The sequence below is a fragment of the Vibrio sp. RW genome (assembly GCF_027587105.1).
Taxonomy (GTDB): domain Bacteria; phylum Pseudomonadota; class Gammaproteobacteria; order Enterobacterales; family Vibrionaceae; genus Vibrio; species Vibrio toranzoniae.
In genome coordinates this window covers 16,388-31,897 of the sequence record NZ_JAPPTM010000001.1, presented here as the reverse complement: position 1 = coordinate 31,897, position 15,510 = coordinate 16,388, and the positions used below count along the sequence as shown (strand labels likewise).

At 44.6% G+C, this 15,510-nt stretch carries 13 protein-coding genes; 7 read left to right on the top strand and 6 right to left on the bottom strand.

Annotation, left to right across the window (positions count from 1 at the left end; genetic code table 11):
• Positions 1 to 66: 66 nt before the first annotated feature.
• Together OCT63_RS00135 and OCT63_RS00130 are read right to left on the bottom strand one after the other, a co-directional pair.
• Positions 67 to 1,263 (bottom strand): DEAD/DEAH box helicase, encoded by a 1,197-nt coding sequence (locus OCT63_RS00135; RefSeq protein ID WP_269982958.1) that lies wholly within the window; start codon positions 1,261 to 1,263, stop codon positions 67 to 69.
• Positions 1,264 to 1,431: 168 nt separating this feature from the next.
• Complete coding sequence (locus OCT63_RS00130) at positions 1,432 to 3,063, bottom strand: NAD(P)/FAD-dependent oxidoreductase (protein ID WP_161671712.1); 1,632 nt, start codon at positions 3,061 to 3,063, stop codon at positions 1,432 to 1,434.
• A gap of 254 nt (positions 3,064 to 3,317) precedes the next feature.
• On the opposite strand from OCT63_RS00130, the gene fdxA reads away from it, so the two are divergent.
• A complete protein-coding gene (gene fdxA, locus OCT63_RS00125) occupies positions 3,318 to 3,641 on the top strand; it encodes a ferredoxin FdxA (RefSeq protein ID WP_269982957.1) in 324 nt (107 codons plus the stop codon).
• Between the two features lie 96 nt (positions 3,642 to 3,737).
• On the opposite strand, the gene OCT63_RS00120 is transcribed toward fdxA, so the two are convergent.
• From OCT63_RS00120 to OCT63_RS00110, 3 genes are all read right to left on the bottom strand, one after another.
• Positions 3,738 to 4,472: an RNA methyltransferase gene (locus OCT63_RS00120; protein ID WP_161684684.1), complete on the bottom strand. Its 735-nt coding sequence runs from the start codon at positions 4,470 to 4,472 to the stop codon at positions 3,738 to 3,740.
• A gap of 213 nt (positions 4,473 to 4,685) precedes the next feature.
• On the bottom strand, positions 4,686 to 5,738 hold the full coding sequence (locus tag OCT63_RS00115) for an aldo/keto reductase (RefSeq protein WP_161684682.1): 1,053 nt from the start codon (positions 5,736 to 5,738) through the stop codon (positions 4,686 to 4,688).
• Between the two features lie 346 nt (positions 5,739 to 6,084).
• On the bottom strand, positions 6,085 to 6,231 hold the full coding sequence (locus OCT63_RS00110; protein WP_165905184.1) for a hypothetical protein: 147 nt from the start codon (positions 6,229 to 6,231) through the stop codon (positions 6,085 to 6,087).
• 349 nt (positions 6,232 to 6,580) lie between these two features.
• On the opposite strand from OCT63_RS00110, the gene pepT reads away from it, so the two are divergent.
• The 3 genes from pepT to OCT63_RS00095 all read left to right on the top strand — a co-directional run bounded on the left by pepT (position 6,581) and on the right by OCT63_RS00095 (position 9,353).
• Positions 6,581 to 7,813 carry a peptidase T gene (gene pepT, locus OCT63_RS00105; RefSeq protein ID WP_161684680.1) on the top strand — a complete coding sequence of 411 codons (1,233 nt, stop codon included), beginning with the start codon at positions 6,581 to 6,583 and terminating at the stop codon, positions 7,811 to 7,813.
• A gap of 76 nt (positions 7,814 to 7,889) precedes the next feature.
• A complete protein-coding gene (locus OCT63_RS00100; RefSeq protein WP_161684678.1) occupies positions 7,890 to 8,357 on the top strand; it encodes a DM13 domain-containing protein in 468 nt (155 codons plus the stop codon).
• A 153-nt stretch (positions 8,358 to 8,510) separates the two neighbouring features.
• Complete coding sequence (locus OCT63_RS00095; RefSeq protein WP_161671707.1) at positions 8,511 to 9,353, top strand: mechanosensitive ion channel family protein; 843 nt, start codon at positions 8,511 to 8,513, stop codon at positions 9,351 to 9,353.
• A 115-nt stretch (positions 9,354 to 9,468) separates the two neighbouring features.
• On the opposite strand, the gene OCT63_RS00090 is transcribed toward OCT63_RS00095, so the two are convergent.
• Positions 9,469 to 9,912, bottom strand: a complete 444-nt coding sequence (locus OCT63_RS00090; RefSeq protein ID WP_017058015.1) for a dCMP deaminase family protein — start codon at positions 9,910 to 9,912, stop codon at positions 9,469 to 9,471.
• 258 nt (positions 9,913 to 10,170) lie between these two features.
• On the opposite strand from OCT63_RS00090, the gene OCT63_RS00085 reads away from it, so the two are divergent.
• The 3 genes from OCT63_RS00085 to OCT63_RS00075 all read left to right on the top strand — a co-directional run bounded on the left by OCT63_RS00085 (position 10,171) and on the right by OCT63_RS00075 (position 15,443).
• Positions 10,171 to 11,307, top strand: a complete 1,137-nt coding sequence (locus tag OCT63_RS00085) for an efflux RND transporter periplasmic adaptor subunit (RefSeq protein WP_161684676.1) — start codon at positions 10,171 to 10,173, stop codon at positions 11,305 to 11,307.
• 11 nt (positions 11,308 to 11,318) lie between these two features.
• Complete coding sequence (locus OCT63_RS00080; protein ID WP_060469383.1) at positions 11,319 to 14,471, top strand: efflux RND transporter permease subunit; 3,153 nt, start codon at positions 11,319 to 11,321, stop codon at positions 14,469 to 14,471.
• Between the two features lie 285 nt (positions 14,472 to 14,756).
• Positions 14,757 to 15,443 (top strand): MaoC family dehydratase, encoded by a 687-nt coding sequence (locus OCT63_RS00075; protein ID WP_060469384.1) that lies wholly within the window; start codon positions 14,757 to 14,759, stop codon positions 15,441 to 15,443.
• Positions 15,444 to 15,510 lie beyond the last annotated feature (67 nt).

The window sequence follows — 15,510 nt, the reverse complement described above, 5'->3', positions numbered from 1 at the left end:
CATAGGGCTTCGTTTTATTTTCAGTTTGGCTAACGCGACTTTTGCATTTTTTGTAACTGAAATTACTTAGTCTTGTTGCTGTTCTCTTTTCTTCTTAGGTACGAAGTTCAACACTGAAATCGGCACTTCTTTGCGTGGTTCGAAACCTTCCACTACACGACGCTCAATCAGGTGACCAAGACGCTTTTCAATAATGCACAGGTTTTTGAAGTTGTCTTTCGATAGGAAAGAGATCGCTTCGCCAGACGCATCAGCACGGCCAGTACGACCAATACGGTGAACATAGTCGTCTGCTGGGAAAGGCAAGTCGTAGTTCACTACGCGGCTTAGGTTATCGATATCGATACCACGAGCAGCAACGCCAGTCGCTACCAAGTATTTTAGGCGACCTTTCTTGAAGTCAGCCAAGATCTTTTCACGGATCGCTTGGCTGCGTCCACTGTGGAAAGCTTCAGCCTGAATGCCACGTTTCTCTAGTTGAGCCACCAACTTAGCCGCACCGTGCTTGGTCTCGATAAAGATAAGCGCTTGATCCCAATTACCTTCGGTAATCATGTGGCTCAACAGTGCTGATTTACGGTCTTTATCTACCGTTACCAACCATTGCTCAATGTTCGCTTTAGACGCGTCCGTTTTCGCAATTGAAATCTCTTCCGCTTCACTGATAGCACTTTTCGCTAGCGCACGAACTGGCGTTGAAAGCGTTGCTGAGAACAGTAGATTTTGAATGTCTTGTGGCAAACGCGCGATGATCTTGTTGATGTCTTCGATGAAACCCATGTCTAGCATGCGGTCGGCCTCATCAAGAACCAGAACTTCAACTTCATCAAAGTGAACGGCACGTTGTCCGTACATATCGATCAAACGGCCTGGCGTTGCAACCAGAATATCGACGCCTTCAATCAGACGATCTTTCTGGTGCTGGTAAGATACGCCACCGTACATCGCTAATGATGTTAGGTTTAGGAACTTCGCGTACTTAGTGATGTTCTGTTCAACCTGAATCGCAAGCTCACGAGTTGGTGTCAGAATTACCGCACGAATACGTTTTTTACGTTGTGTTTCACCTTTGCTTAGCATTTCTAAGATAGGGAGAACAAAGCTCGCAGTTTTACCTGTACCTGTTTGTGCAGCCGCAATAAGGTTCTTACCAGAAAGAACAATCGGAATTGCTTTTTCTTGAATCGAGGTTGGCTTTTCATAGCCTTGTTTTGCAACGGCTTTAACAATAGGTGAGCTTAATCCAAGCTTGGAAAATGGCATAAGTTTCTCGGTATGATTTGGCTAAATAGCGATGGAAAGGTTCAACAATCTTATACAAGGATAAGATTAATGGCGGCATTCTACCATGTTGCTCGTGTACCGCTAGTCACATGCACATAAAAAATCCAGTGCGTTTAGGGCACTGGATTTTTTGGTTTTGGCTAACAGTTAAGCAATATCAACCTTCTCAGCTTGGTTCTGTTCAACCATAGACAGTGCTAGAGCTTCCGCAGCCTTAATGCCGTCGATACCAGCAGATAGGATACCACCAGCGTAGCCTGCGCCTTCACCTGCAGGGAAGAAGCCCTTAAGGTTGATGCTTTGGTAGTCTTTGCCGCGTTTGATACAAACAGGAGAAGAGGTACGAGTCTCAACACCTGTTAGTAGGCCGTCTGGCGTAGAGAAGCCTTTGATCTTCTTCTCGAACGCTGGGATGGCTTCACGAATCGCTTCGATAGCAAAATCAGGCAGCGCTTTTGAAATGTCTGTTAGGTGGATACCCGGTGTGAAAGACGGCTGTACTTCACCGATTGCACTTGGATCGCGACCTTTCAGGAAGTCACCGATTTTCTGTGCTGGTGCATCGTAGTTTTCGCCACCAAGAACATAAGCACCGCTTTCTAGTTCACGCTGTAAACGGATACCAGCCAGTGCGTCACCTGGGTAATCGCGTTCTGGGTCGATACCAACAACGATCGCGCTGTTTGCGTTACGCTCTGCGCGAGAGTATTGGCTCATGCCGTTTGTTACTACGCGGCCTTCTTCAGACGTCGCAGCTACCACAGTACCACCAGGGCACATACAGAAGCTGTATACAGTGCGGCCATTCTTACAGTGGTGAACCAGTTTGTAGTCCGCCGCACCTAGAATTGGGTTGCCAGCGTTCTTGCCGAAACGAGCTTCATCAATCATTGATTGCTTGTGTTCGATACGGAAACCCACAGAGAAAGGCTTCGCTTCCATGTAAACGCCACGGTCGTGTAGCATTTCGAACGTGTCACGAGCACTGTGGCCAACAGCCAGTACAACGTGGCGAGACTTAATCTCTTCACCATTAGAAAGTGTTAGACCAGTGATTTGACCGTCTTCCATGTGAACGTCGTCTACGCGAGTGCTGAAGCGGATTTCGCCACCTAGTTCAATGATAGAAGCGCGCATCTTTTCGATCATGGTAACCAGTTTAAAGGTACCGATGTGCGGCTTGCTTACGTATAGAATTTCTTCTGGTGCGCCAGCGGCAACAAACTCTTCGATTACCTTACGGCCGTAGTGTTTTGGATCTTTCACTTGGCTGTAGAGTTTACCGTCAGAGAATGTACCTGCGCCACCTTCACCAAACTGCACGTTTGATTCTGTGTTCAGAGCGCGCTTACGCCAGAAACCAAAGGTATCTTTAGTACGTTCACGAACTTCTTTACCACGTTCAACGATAATTGGGTTGAAGCCCATTTGAGCAAGCACTAGGCCTGCGAACAAACCACAAGGACCAAAGCCGATAACAACAGGGCGCTCAGTTTGGTTTTCAACGGCTTTAGCAACGAATTTGTATTCCATGTCTGGAGTGACTTTTACGTGCGGATCGCTGATGAATTGCTCTAACAGCTCAGCTTCGTTTTCAACGAGAACATCCAGCGTGTAGATAAGTAGGATCTTCGATTTCTTACGAGCATCGTAGCCACGTTTAAAGATATTAAAAGAAAGTACCTGATCAGAGTTAATACCAAGCTTCGCTTCAATTGCGTCTTGAATAGCAGACTCTTCGTGGTCTAGTGGAAGTTTAATTTCGGTTAAACGTATCATTTCGATGTCTCGTTTTTTATAGGTGTCTTAGCTAGACCACTTCTAAACACAGAGTTTGATGAAAACGCTGATGTTGAAAGAAGCGATAAGCTCACAATGGCGCGCATTTTACGAGAAATTGATTTATCTGTCATACTAATTTGGAAACATGGAGCAAATAGACACGATATTAGAGTCGTATGATGTTGAATTTTGCTTTGGGATGAGTATTATCCCCATTCTTCAATTTTGACTAACTTATAGAGCAGAGCATCATGGCATTTGTCGTAGGCGATAATTGTATTCAATGTAAATACACAGACTGTGTGGCCGTGTGCCCCGCAGATGCGTTCCATGAAGGCCCGAATTTCATGGTAATTAACCCAATCGAGTGTATTGATTGTGGTTTATGTGTACCTGAATGTGATGCTCAAGCGATCTTCCAAGAAGATGAGCTGCCAGAAGATCAAAAGATCTTTATCGAAATGAACGCAGAGCTCGCTGAGATTTGGCCTGTGCAAACGGAAGTAACCGCACCGATGGATGACGCTGAAAAGTGGAATGGTGTGTCTGATAAGTTGGCAATGTTAGAAAAGTAATTGTTGAAAATAACTCAAATAAAAAGGCGTACTGATTTAATCAATACGCCTTTTTTTATATCTGAACACTGTCGATTAGCTCGTTAGCCTAGAGGTCTAGCTATGTTGACGACGCATGTTGTCGAGAATAATACCTGTCGCCATTGCTACGTTCAAAGACTCTGCGCCACCGAATGCTGGAATCGTAATCTTATCGGTCACGTATTTAGCCGCATGTTCACGGATACCGTGAGACTCACTGCCCATCAGCAAAATGCCGTTGGCAGTGAAATCAGTCTTATGAATGCTTTCACCTTCTAAGAACGCACCGTAAACAGGCAGGCTCGCTTGCTCTAAGTATTCAGGTAAGTCTGTTTGGCTTACGTGTACTCGGCCAAAGCTACCCATGGTCGCACTGATCGTTTTAGGGTTGTATGGGTCTGCGCAATCGCTGCTTGCAACGATATGCTTGATGCCATACCAGTCTGCCACACGAATAATCGTACCTAGGTTACCTGGGTCAGAAACACCATCCAGCGCAATCATTAAGCCTGTCGCTTCTGGTAATTTAACCTTTGGAATCTCAACCACTGCAATCGCTGCGTTGTTACTTACCAAAGTGCTTGCCTTGGTTAGGTCGTCTAGCGAAGCTTCAACACAATCAAACTCAATCAATGACGCGTGATTTTCAGATAAGAAATCAGCCGTAGCAAAGACGTTCTTTACGACTAGGTCACTATTAAACAGCTCAAGAACGTTCTTTTCACCTTGAACTAGAAACAGGCAGTGGGCTTTACGTTGTTTCTTTTGGCCCAAAGCACGAAGGAGTTTTAATTGGTTTTTTGAAATCATGTTTTTATCCTAGATATAAGCCCGCGCATTATAGAGCAAAGGTTGGATAACCAAAAGCGTGATGACTCAATGCGATCCACATAAAAAGCAAAAGCAACCCACTTAAAAAAGAAAAGCGCACTAAATAGCGCGCTCTTGTCTGATGTAGTTGCTCAAGGTTAAGCTGAAGTGAGAAGGCTAGCCTGAACCGAGAAGATTAGCTGACCCGTATGATTAATATGGGGCAGGGTAACGCTTAAACACCGTGTTGATGTCGGTGAGAATCTCTTCTGATAGCGGCTTACTAAAAGCGGCTACGTTTTCTTTCAACTGTTCCATGGTGGTTGCGCCAATTATGGTCGAGGTTACACCATCGACTTGATTACACCACGCTAACGCTAGCTGGCTTGGCGTAAACCCATGTGCGTTCGCCACTTCAACATAACCTTTCACCGCTTCATTGGCAGATTCAGTGTCACGGAAAATGCCTTTACGCTGCATGTATGTCCAGCGACTACCTTTCGGTCTTGCGCCATCAATGTATTTACCGCTTAACATGCCAGCAGCCAAAGGTGACCACGGCAGGTAAGCGACGTCTTCATGCACACAGTTCTCAATCAAATATGGCCAATCTTTCGCGTGTAGCAGGCTGAACTCATTTTGAATAGAGATCATTCGTGGCAAATCATGTTTTTCACTTAGCTTAAGATACGTGTTAATGCCCCAAGTGGTGTCATCTGAAAGGCCAACATGGCGGATCTTACCCGCTTTAATACAGCTCGCTAATGCTTGTAGGATCTCCAACATCTCCGTTTCATGCTGTTTTCGGTCGATATCGCTGAATCGAATGTGATTTGGAATATGTTTGCCAAAGTGAGGTGTGGTGCGATTTGGCCAGTGAAGTTGGTAAAGATCAATGTAGTCGGTTTGTAAGCGTTTTAATGACGCATCCACCGCTTCGATCACGGCTTCACCTGTTATTGGGCCGCCATCTCGAACCCAAGGCAGCCCTGGGCCCGCAATTTTACTCGCGATGATTAATTCTTGGCGACGCTGTGGATTGCATGATAACCAGTTGCCGATAATCGTTTCTGTTTTACCGTAGGTATCCGGTGAAGGCGGCACCGCGTACATCTCTGCGGTATCAATAAAGTTAATACCTTGACTCAGTGCGTATTCGATCTGTTGGTTGGCTTGCTGTTGCGTATTTTGCAGACCCCAAGTCATGCTACCAAGGCAGATTCGGGAAACGGGAATTTGACTACTTCCTAGTTTTGAATATTCCATTGAATTCGGGATTCCTGTGGTTAAGTTCTCTGGTACTCGCATAAAATCATTTGAAAAGACGGCGAGTGAGGAATGAAAACGAATATGAATTATTAGCACAAAATTGCACGACAAGGTATGGCTGGGGGATGTTTAATGAGTCATTTTTCAGCGTGACAAATGAGATGGCAGTGTACTCGAGTAGTTATAGATAAAGTTCGGAAAGTAAAAGAGTGCGAATAGGCTGACGCCTGAATAAGGCTTATTGGAAATAGGAAAGAAAGGCCTAAAGACAAAAAGCTCTACATCATAGAGAAGTAGAGCTCTTTTTTAGGGGGTCTATAAATACGTTCTGAGTATTATCAAGTTATGAGGTCGCGTTGGTATCAAACCCACCTTGGGTTTGCGCGAGCCTCAGAGCTTCCTGCCTTTGAACTTCTTTCTCAGTCAATACAGGTTGAAGTGCTTCCTCAGAGGCTTGAGGAGAAAAAATAAAATACTTATTAATCGTCATAACTGTGTCTCCGTGTAACGTATGACAGATTCTGCATCAGGGATAAATTGTGATCATCATCCACTTTGTACTTTTGTTAGGCTGAGAGCGAAGGGCGTAGAATGCGTACAAAGCGATCGCTTATCATCCGTATGCAATATTGGAACTGACGAAACCCTCTTTTTACAGTATAGGCGGCTCATTTAACTTCGCTCAACAATGATTTAGAGCAATTACATAGATGGTCAGGGGCGTAAGATGAAAAACCTCGCTACTGACTCTGCGTAGGTAATTCCCTAACAATAAAATACTTACCTATACAAAATATTAAGTCAGTAAATCAATTACTTAATCCATGGTGAGATGAATTATGGAAAAGCTTGTAGAACGTTTTCTGAATTACGTTACTTTTGATACCAAATCCGATCCTTCTAATCAGCAATGCCCAAGTTCACCGGGTCAAATCACCTTTGCTGAAGCCTTAAAGTCAGAATTGATCGCATTAGAGTTAGTGGATGTTTCTTTAGATGAAAATGGCTATTTGATGGCGAAACTGCCGTCGAACGTTGATTACCCAGTACCTGCGATTGGTTTTGTCGCCCACATGGATACCGCTCCTGACGCATCAGGCGCGAACGTGAAACCGCAGGTGATTAAAGATTATCAAGGTGGAACGATTGAGCTAGGCACAAGTGGAGAATGCTTAAACCCAAGCCAATACCCAGACCTCGATGCTCTGCATGGTCATGACCTTATTACGACCGATGGCACGACTTTACTGGGTGCCGACAATAAAGCAGGTATTGCTGAAATAATCAGTGCGATTGCTTATCTCAAAGCGAACCCAGACATCAAACATGGCGATATTTGTATTGGATTCACGCCAGACGAAGAGATCGGCCGTGGTGCAAACCTGTTTGATGTTGATAAGTTTGGCGCTGAATGGGCATACACCATTGATGGTGGCCCTGTCGGTGAGTTGGAATTTGAGAACTTCAACGCGACCAGCGCCGATGTTATCTGTCATGGTGTCAACGTTCACCCAGGTACCGCAAAAGGTAAGATGGTCAACGCGATGAACATTGCAGCTCAATTCCAACTGATGATGCCGGCGCGAGAAACACCAGAATGTACCGAAGGTTATGAAGGTTTCTATCATTTGAAATCGGCTAAAATGGGCGTTGCGCGCTCTGAGTTGGGTTACATCATCCGTGATTTTGAACGTGATGGTGTAGAAGCGCGTAAGATATTCATGCAGCAGAGAGTGGATGAACTGAACGAGCGTCTTGAGAAAGGCCATGTCGAGTTAGTGCTAACAGACAGCTACTTTAATATGAAAGAGATGGTTGAGCCGCATCAACATATTATTGAGTTGGCAAAGCAAGCAATGATTGAGTGCGATGTTGATCCGATGATCAAGCCTATTCGAGGCGGTACAGACGGTGCTCGCTTATCGTTCATGGGATTACCATGTCCGAATATCTTTACTGGCGGCTATAACTTCCACGGTATTCATGAGTTCATTACCATTCAAGGTATGGAACAGGCGGTAAAAGTGATTGTGGAACTGTCTCAGCGTACTGCTCTGCATTACCAGAAATAGCAGCCTATAACGCGATATCTCTTTGTATTTTTGAGAGTATTCAATAATACTCTCTTTAAGCATAAGGGAGTACGCGATGAAAAAGTTAGTTTTACTTTGCACCCACCTAGCCGTGGGTGCTGTTGGTTTTGGGCTAGGTGTTTATGCATTGCCTATTTTGATTGAGCCTGATTCTCCATCTTCGAGTTCAGTTGAAGCGATCTCACAACAAGCTATTTATACGGGCGAATTTAGTAAAGATCGCCAAGACAGTGATTTCTTGCATTGGGGAGAGGGCATCGTCTCGGTGTCTGAAAATGCGATTGCGTTTGAAGGCGAGCTGGCTCCGGGGCCGGATTACAAGGTTTACCTCTCTCCTAAATTTATTGAAACCGAACAAGCCTTCAATGACAGCAAGAGCGAGCTATTGAGAGTTGGAGATGTAAAAACATTCGACCGATTTATGGTTGAGCTTCCCGAAGGTGTTGATCTTAATCGATTTAATACCGTTGTGATTTGGTGTGAAACTTTTGGCCAATTTATTACTTCTGCCCAGATAAAATGATAGCCTTATCTATAGCTGATATCAGCATGAAAGAGCGTTCTACAATTGGGTGCTTTTTCATAGCACAGTTTTTCGCTAATCGTTGTAAAGCTGTTAGTTGTTGTATAGCTAGCCGTTATAAAGCTAATTGTTGTAATGCTAAAAGGATAAGTAATGGAAAAGATGTGGCAAGCAATAGACTTTCTACTCACTCATAAGTTTATTTTTAGTGCGCTGATCATTTGCATTATTTTGATTATTCGCCGAATCACTTTGTCTCAAATTCGAGGTGATGTTGCTTTTCTTAGCGAAGACCAACGCAATTGGATGTCACGAACTAAGAACGGTACGGTTGCCGTGGTTGTGTTTACGATGTTTGTTTTGTGGAAATCTGAAATCAGCGAATTTGCACTGTCGGTAACCGCTATCGCCGTCGCGATCGTTGTAGCCTCGAAAGAGATTATCTTGTGCTTCACTGGCTCAATTCAACGGGCAAGCTCACGCTCATTTCGAATCGGTGATTGGATTGAGGTAGGGAAAATCAGTGGTGAGGTGATCGAGCATAATCTGATGGCGACTGTGATCCAGGAAATTGACCTTTATCACGGGCAGTATCACTTCACAGGTAAGACAGCAACACTACCCAACAGTATGTTTTTCACTTATCCCGTGAAGAATCTTAATTTCATGAAGCGGTACGTCTATCACAACTTCTCAGTGACGGTGAGGGATTTTGTCAACTTGTATCCGATGTTGCCAGATCTTATCGTTAAAATTGAAGAGCATTGTGAGGAGTTTATTGATGTTGCGCGCCGTTATAACGGTATGATTGAGAAACACGCAGGTGTCGATCTTCCAGGCTCAGAACCTCATATCCATATCACTAGCAGTCCTACGGGTGAGCAAGAAGTTCACTTTATGATTTTCTGCCCAACCGAAAAAGCGGTCCACCTAGAGCAAGATATTCGCAAAGATTTTATGGAAGCGTACGCTGAAGAGTTTCCAGTTACCGCCTAATCCTCGTTTCTTTTGTGAATGAAACTAGCCGAATATAAAGAAAGCCGAGAGCGATATCATCGACTCTCGGCTTTTTTGTGTCTTTTGAATCAATAAACAGCTCAACTAACCGAAGTTAGTCTAAGTCTGCGATTGGCAACCAATCGACTTGTACACCAGCTTGTTCAAACATATCTTGGCTAACTTTGATTTTATCTCCCCAACGAGAAAGGAAGTCTTCACTTTGCTCTGGGCAGTGAACCGCGGAGATACCCGTTTGGATGATCTTTGCTGCACAGTTTGGACAAGGGAAGTGAGTCACCCAGATTTCACAACTGTCTAAATCACGCTTAGCGAACAAGATTGCGTTTTCTTCTGCATGCAACGTTTTTAGGTATTTCATTTCACGATCATCAGTATCAGCACTATCAGATACGCCATGAGGGTAGCCATTAAAGCCTACTGAAACGATACGGTTGTGTTTGGTGATGACAGCACCAACTTGAGTGGATGGATCTTTACTCCAAGAGCCAACCAGCTCTGCCATTTGATAGAAACGTTTAGCCCATTTTGAAATCATGAGAATTACCTTAAGTAATTAAATATGAATGCTTATGTACGAAGATACATGATGTTAGTCAATATACCTAGTTGATAAAAGTGGGAAGGGCGATTTGGTGTAAAATTGTTACTTGTTTGTAAGTGTTTTATAAGCATCAGGTTGCTTTTTACACGTTGAAACACTTTTCAAGTGATAATTGATACTCCTCGGACATTTTAGACATTTGTGTTACGTAACTTTTATGCTGTTCAATTTCTCATAAGTGACGGTATAACCATGCGTAAAAAGTTAATCCTTACGGCTCTTGCAAGCTCAATTATTCTTGTTGGATGTGGGCAAGATGCTCAGAATGCCAAGCAAGCGCCTTTACCTCTCGTAGCTGTACAGGATGTTAGCGTTGTGTCTCACCAGCAAAGTAAGTCGTACATCGGTCGTATTGAAGCCGTAGAAGATACGGCGATCACGGCTCAGGTTTCAGGGTATCTAAAAAGCCGTCATTTCAAAGAAGGTCAAATGGTCGAGAAGGGCCAATTACTTTACTTGATTGAGCCATCGTCATTTGAAGCTGAAGTCGCCAATGCGAAAGCGTCTGTCGCTCAAGCGAATGCAAACCTTAAAAAGGCCGAACTTGATTTCAACCGTGGTAAAAACCTACTTCCTAAAGGCAGTATTTCTCAATCGGAATTTGATGCATTGACGGCAAACCTACTGGGTTCTCGAGCTCAGCTTGAAGCAAGCCAAGCTCAGCTAAATGCCGCAAATGTCCAACTTTCTCACACCAAAATTATCGCGCCTTTCTCTGGAAGAATCAGTGACACCAAAGTGAGTAAAGGTGACTTAGTGTCACCATCTTCAGGTGTTCTTACGACTTTGGTTAGCTTAGATCCAATCCATGCTTCGTTCAGCATTAGTGAGCGTGAGCGTATTGAGCTGGGTATGGACCGTATTGAAGGCGACGGCAGCAGCGATTCTGCTCGTGTTGAAGTTCAGATCATGCTTGAAAATGGTAAAGCATTCGAACACCTCGGTGAACTCGACTTCTTGGGCAACCGTATCAACCTTAATACCGGTACTATCGCGATGCGTGCGATTGCTAATAACCCAGATCAACAACTGCTTCCGGGTCAGCACGTTCGTGTTAATCTTCGTGAGAAACAATCTATTGATGTAGTGACTATTCCTCGCCGCGCGGTTCAAACCGACCTTGAGGGCGACTTTGTCATGGTGCTAGTTGAAGGCGAAGCGGCTCCAGTGGCTGAGCGCAGAAACATCGAGATGGGTCGTCAGATTGAAGATGGCGTGATTGTTCGTTCTGGACTAGAGAGGGACGACGCGGTCATCACTCAAGGCTTACAGCGTGTGCGTAACGGTATGTCTGTTCGCATTCAGCCTTCTGTTGACCAAGCTGAGTAAGGGAGCTATTTATGTTGAGTCGTTTCTTTATTCAAAGGCCTAAGTTTGCCCTTGTCATATCCATAATTTTAACGCTGGCGGGTGCGATCTCTCTCGCTATCTTGCCAGTGGCTGAATATCCAAAAATTAGCCCGCCTTCTGTTAGTGTGTCAGCTTTCTATACTGGTGCAAGTGCGGAAGTAGTAGAACAGGCGATAGCCGACCCCATAGAAACATCGGTTAACGGTGTTGAAAATATGATCTACATGTCTTCTAAGAGTGCTAATGATGGTTCATACAACCTTAATGTGACCTTTGATGTTGGTACCGATCCAGACATGGCTCAGGTCAACGTTCAGAACCGAGTTGCTCAAATCGAATCCAAGCTTCCACAAGAAGTTAGAATGGTCGGCGTAACGGTTAAGAAGCGTTCACCTGACCTGTTGATGGTATTGAACTTCTACTCGCCAAACGGTGAATATGACGATCAATTCCTGATCAACTACATCAACTTAAACGTTAAAGACCAGTTAGCGCGTGTTACTGGTATTAGTGAAGTGAATGTATTGGGTGGCGGTGAATACGCAATGCGTGTTTGGTTAGATCCTGAAAAAATGGCTAACCTCAATATCACCACCTCTGATGTGAATCGCGCATTGGCGGAACAGAACGTTCAAGTCGCTGCTGGCCGTATTGGCGCAGCACCTTATAACAACGCGCAAGAAGTGCAGTTCAACTTGGTAACAAAAGGCCGACTAGAAACGGCTGATGAGTTTGAAAATGTAGTGCTTCGCGCAAATCAAGACGGTTCGACGGTTTATTTAAAAGACGTGGCGCGTGTTGAGCTTGGTAAAAAGTTCTACGATGGCAATGGTAAATACCGTGGTCAAGACGCTTCAATCGTAGCACTGTCACTTCAGTCAGACGCGAATGCGCTGGAAAGTGGTAAAGCGGTCATGACGATGCTGGAGAACCTAAGCGAAAACTTCCCTGAAGGTGTTGCTTATGAAGCGAGTTATGACACCACATTGTTCGTTGCCGAATCGATCAAAGGGGTAGTAAAAACGCTGATCGAAGCTATCTTACTGGTTATCGCAGTGACTTATCTGTTCTTGGGTAGTGCGCGTGCAACCTTGATTCCTGTCGTCGCGATTCCAGTATCTTTGATCGGTACGTTTGCCATCATGCAGATGACGGGTTTTACCATCAACACGGTAACCCTGTTCGGTTTGATATTGGCGATTGGTATTGTAGTCGATGATGCGATCTTGGTTATCGAGAACGTTGATACCACAATGGCCAAAGATCCAACGATTTCACCACGTAAAGCCACACTTATCGCAATGAAAGAAGTAACGGGTCCGATCATTACGTCTACTTTGGTACTGTTAGCGGTATTCATTCCAGTCGCGATGCTGCCAGGTATTACCGGCATCATGTATCGTCAGTTCGCGCTCACTATCTGTATCGCCGTTGTTATCTCTTCGATTAACGCATTAACGCTGTCACCAGCATTGTGTTCATTGGTTCTCAAACAAGGTGGCGGTAACACAGCACGTTGGTACCAAGTGTTTAACCGTGGTCTAGAATCCGTTACTAACAAATACGGTCAAATTGCTGTCTTCTTAGTTAAGAAAGGCGTTTTGCTGTTCACTTTCTTTGTAGTGGCTTTGGCTGCTGTTACTTACTTCGCGAAAACAACGTCTACGGCGTTCGTACCTCAAGAAGATAAAGGTATTTTGCTAGTTAACGTGCAGCTTCCTGACGCGGCATCACTGTCTCGTACAGAAGATGTGACTGAGCAATTACTAGAGATGGTTGAGCAAGAGCCGGGTGTTGATGGTGTAACACTGGTTAACGGCTACGCATTCATGACAGGTGCATCTGCATCGAATGGTGCGTCGATGTTCATCAAGCTCCATGATTGGGACATGCGTAATGCATTGGATGGTCAACATTCAGCGCAGGCTATCTCACAACGTATTAATGGCCGAGCAGCGACTGAGCTGCCTCAAGCTATTGTGTTTGCCATGGGGCCTCCTGCGGTGCCGGGCATGGGTGCAGCGTCTGGATTTGAGTTTGTTCTTGAAGATACCTTAGGCCGTAGCCGAACTGATCTAGCGATGGTAATGAATGACGTGATTGCTGAGGCCGCTAAACAGCCTGAGATTTCACATACATTCAGTACCTTCCGTGCCAATGTACCGCACTATTATGTCGACATTGACCGTGAGAAAGCGCAGCAACTTGGTATTCCGTTGTCGGAAATCTTCCAAACACTACAAGGTAACCTAGGTTCTCTGTATGTGAATGATTTCACCATGTTTGGTAAGAACTTCCGTGTAACCATGCAAGCGGACAGTGAACATCGTAGCAGCATGGATGATCTCCAACGATTCCACGTGCGTTCGTCTAATGGCGAGATGATCCCGCTAAGTACGCTTGTGACTTACGACCAGATCTTTGAACCAGATGTCGCATGGCGTTACAACATGTACCGCAGTGCAGTGATCCAAGGCCAACCAGCGCCGGGTTACTCAAGTGGTGATGCGATTGCGGCGATGGAACGTGTTGCAGCTGACGTACTGCCTCAAGGCTACCAGTACGAATGGACGGGTATGGCTTACCAAGAAGTACTCGCAGGTAACCAAGCGATCTTTGCGTTTGCATTGGCACTGATCTTCATCTACTTGTTCATGGTGGCTCAATACGAGAGTTGGACCATACCGATTGCGATTATCCTAGTGGTACCGGTCGCAACATTAGGTTCCTTCTTGGCGTTGAACCTAACGGGCACACCGTTGAACCTATATGCACAAATTGGTTTGGTTCTCTTGATAGCCTTGGCCGCGAAGAACGCAATCTTGATTGTGGAATTCGCGAAAGTTGAGCGTGAAGACAAAGATGCGTCAATTGAAGATGCGGCAGTGAAGGGCGGTACTCTGCGTTTCCGTGCTGTAAATATGACGTCTTGGTCGTTCATCTTAGGCATCTTCCCACTGATCTTCGCTGCGGGTGCCGGGCACGTGAGCCAGAACTCTCTGGGTATTTCACTGATCGGCGGCCTGTTATGTGTATTACTGGCGGGTACGTTCCTAATCCCTGGCTTCTACGCATTCGTGCAACGTAAGCGTGAGAAAGCACACGGTGGTAATACCAAGTTGATTCCACTCGATGATGAATAAACGAGTTATTCATATATAAAAATTAAGACTTAGTGTTGAGCTAGGTCTTTTTTATTCACATTTGGAATGGCAAGTCTTGTTTATATAACAAAATGTTTGTTATGTGACAGAACTAACACTCTAATTTGGGCTGTCTAATAAAATGATGTTTTATTTATAAGTGATTGTTTTAAATTAAAAAACAAGGTTGAGCTAACGGTTGTATGCTCGAAAATGTTTGCACAATAATGTGAAGTGTTTCAAAATTAACGGATTGTATTGAATTTTTTGTGAATTGAGGTTCTGATGAAAGTCATTGATTTATTTAAACACCGAGGCGATAGCATGTCTTCGCAACACTCAGAGTTTATGCAATGGATGTCTCCAGCTCTTAGAGATTACTGGGACGACTTTCTTAATCGTACGCAAAATAGCCATTTCTTTGCGTGGGTTCGTGATCACCATAAACCTGCAGTAAATGAAGATACACCAGAGATGCCGATAGAACAGCCGATCGTGTTAAAGCCAGAAGCGCAGCTTGTGTTTGATGAGCTTAACCAGCAAATCGGACAAGTCATTCATACTGGCGACTGGATCAATGTAAGTCAAGAGCGCATTAACCAGTTCGGCCTTGTGACAGAAGATATGCAGTGGATTCATACTGAGCCTTCTAAGGCAGAAACAGATTCTCCGTTCAAAACAACTATTGCACATGGTTTTTTAACTTTGTCACTGCTTCCTAGACTGACTGACAGTGTTGACCCTGACAAGTCTCAATTCCCGACAGCGAAGATGGTTGTAAACATTGGTCTTAACCAAGTACGTTTCCCATACCCTGTAAAGTCAGGCAGTAACGTTCGTGCTAAAAGTACGCTAACAAAAGTGACGCCAATTAACAAAGGCTTAGAAATTGAACGTGAAATTCGTGTAGAGATCGAAGGCATTCGTCGTCCAGGTGCTGTTATCGTTTCGGTGATTCAACTTCACTTCTAAGCGATATCTATAGATTCCTAAAAAAGAGAGAGCGTAATGCTCTCTCTTTGTGTTTGTGCCATATCAA

Coding starts and splice junctions, on each gene's coding strand:
- OCT63_RS00135 (WP_269982958.1), bottom strand. CDS start 1,263: ATGCCATTTTCCAAGCTTGGATTAAGCTCACCTATTGTTAAAGCCGTT.
- OCT63_RS00130 (WP_161671712.1), bottom strand. CDS start 3,063: ATGATACGTTTAACCGAAATTAAACTTCCACTAGACCACGAAGAGTCT.
- fdxA (WP_269982957.1), top strand. CDS start 3,318: ATGGCATTTGTCGTAGGCGATAATTGTATTCAATGTAAATACACAGAC.
- OCT63_RS00120 (WP_161684684.1), bottom strand. CDS start 4,472: ATGATTTCAAAAAACCAATTAAAACTCCTTCGTGCTTTGGGCCAAAAG.
- OCT63_RS00115 (WP_161684682.1), bottom strand. CDS start 5,738: ATGGAATATTCAAAACTAGGAAGTAGTCAAATTCCCGTTTCCCGAATC.
- OCT63_RS00110 (WP_165905184.1), bottom strand. CDS start 6,231: ATGACGATTAATAAGTATTTTATTTTTTCTCCTCAAGCCTCTGAGGAA.
- pepT (WP_161684680.1), top strand. CDS start 6,581: ATGGAAAAGCTTGTAGAACGTTTTCTGAATTACGTTACTTTTGATACC.
- OCT63_RS00100 (WP_161684678.1), top strand. CDS start 7,890: ATGAAAAAGTTAGTTTTACTTTGCACCCACCTAGCCGTGGGTGCTGTT.
- OCT63_RS00095 (WP_161671707.1), top strand. CDS start 8,511: ATGGAAAAGATGTGGCAAGCAATAGACTTTCTACTCACTCATAAGTTT.
- OCT63_RS00090 (WP_017058015.1), bottom strand. CDS start 9,912: ATGATTTCAAAATGGGCTAAACGTTTCTATCAAATGGCAGAGCTGGTT.
- OCT63_RS00085 (WP_161684676.1), top strand. CDS start 10,171: ATGCGTAAAAAGTTAATCCTTACGGCTCTTGCAAGCTCAATTATTCTT.
- OCT63_RS00080 (WP_060469383.1), top strand. CDS start 11,319: ATGTTGAGTCGTTTCTTTATTCAAAGGCCTAAGTTTGCCCTTGTCATA.
- OCT63_RS00075 (WP_060469384.1), top strand. CDS start 14,757: ATGAAAGTCATTGATTTATTTAAACACCGAGGCGATAGCATGTCTTCG.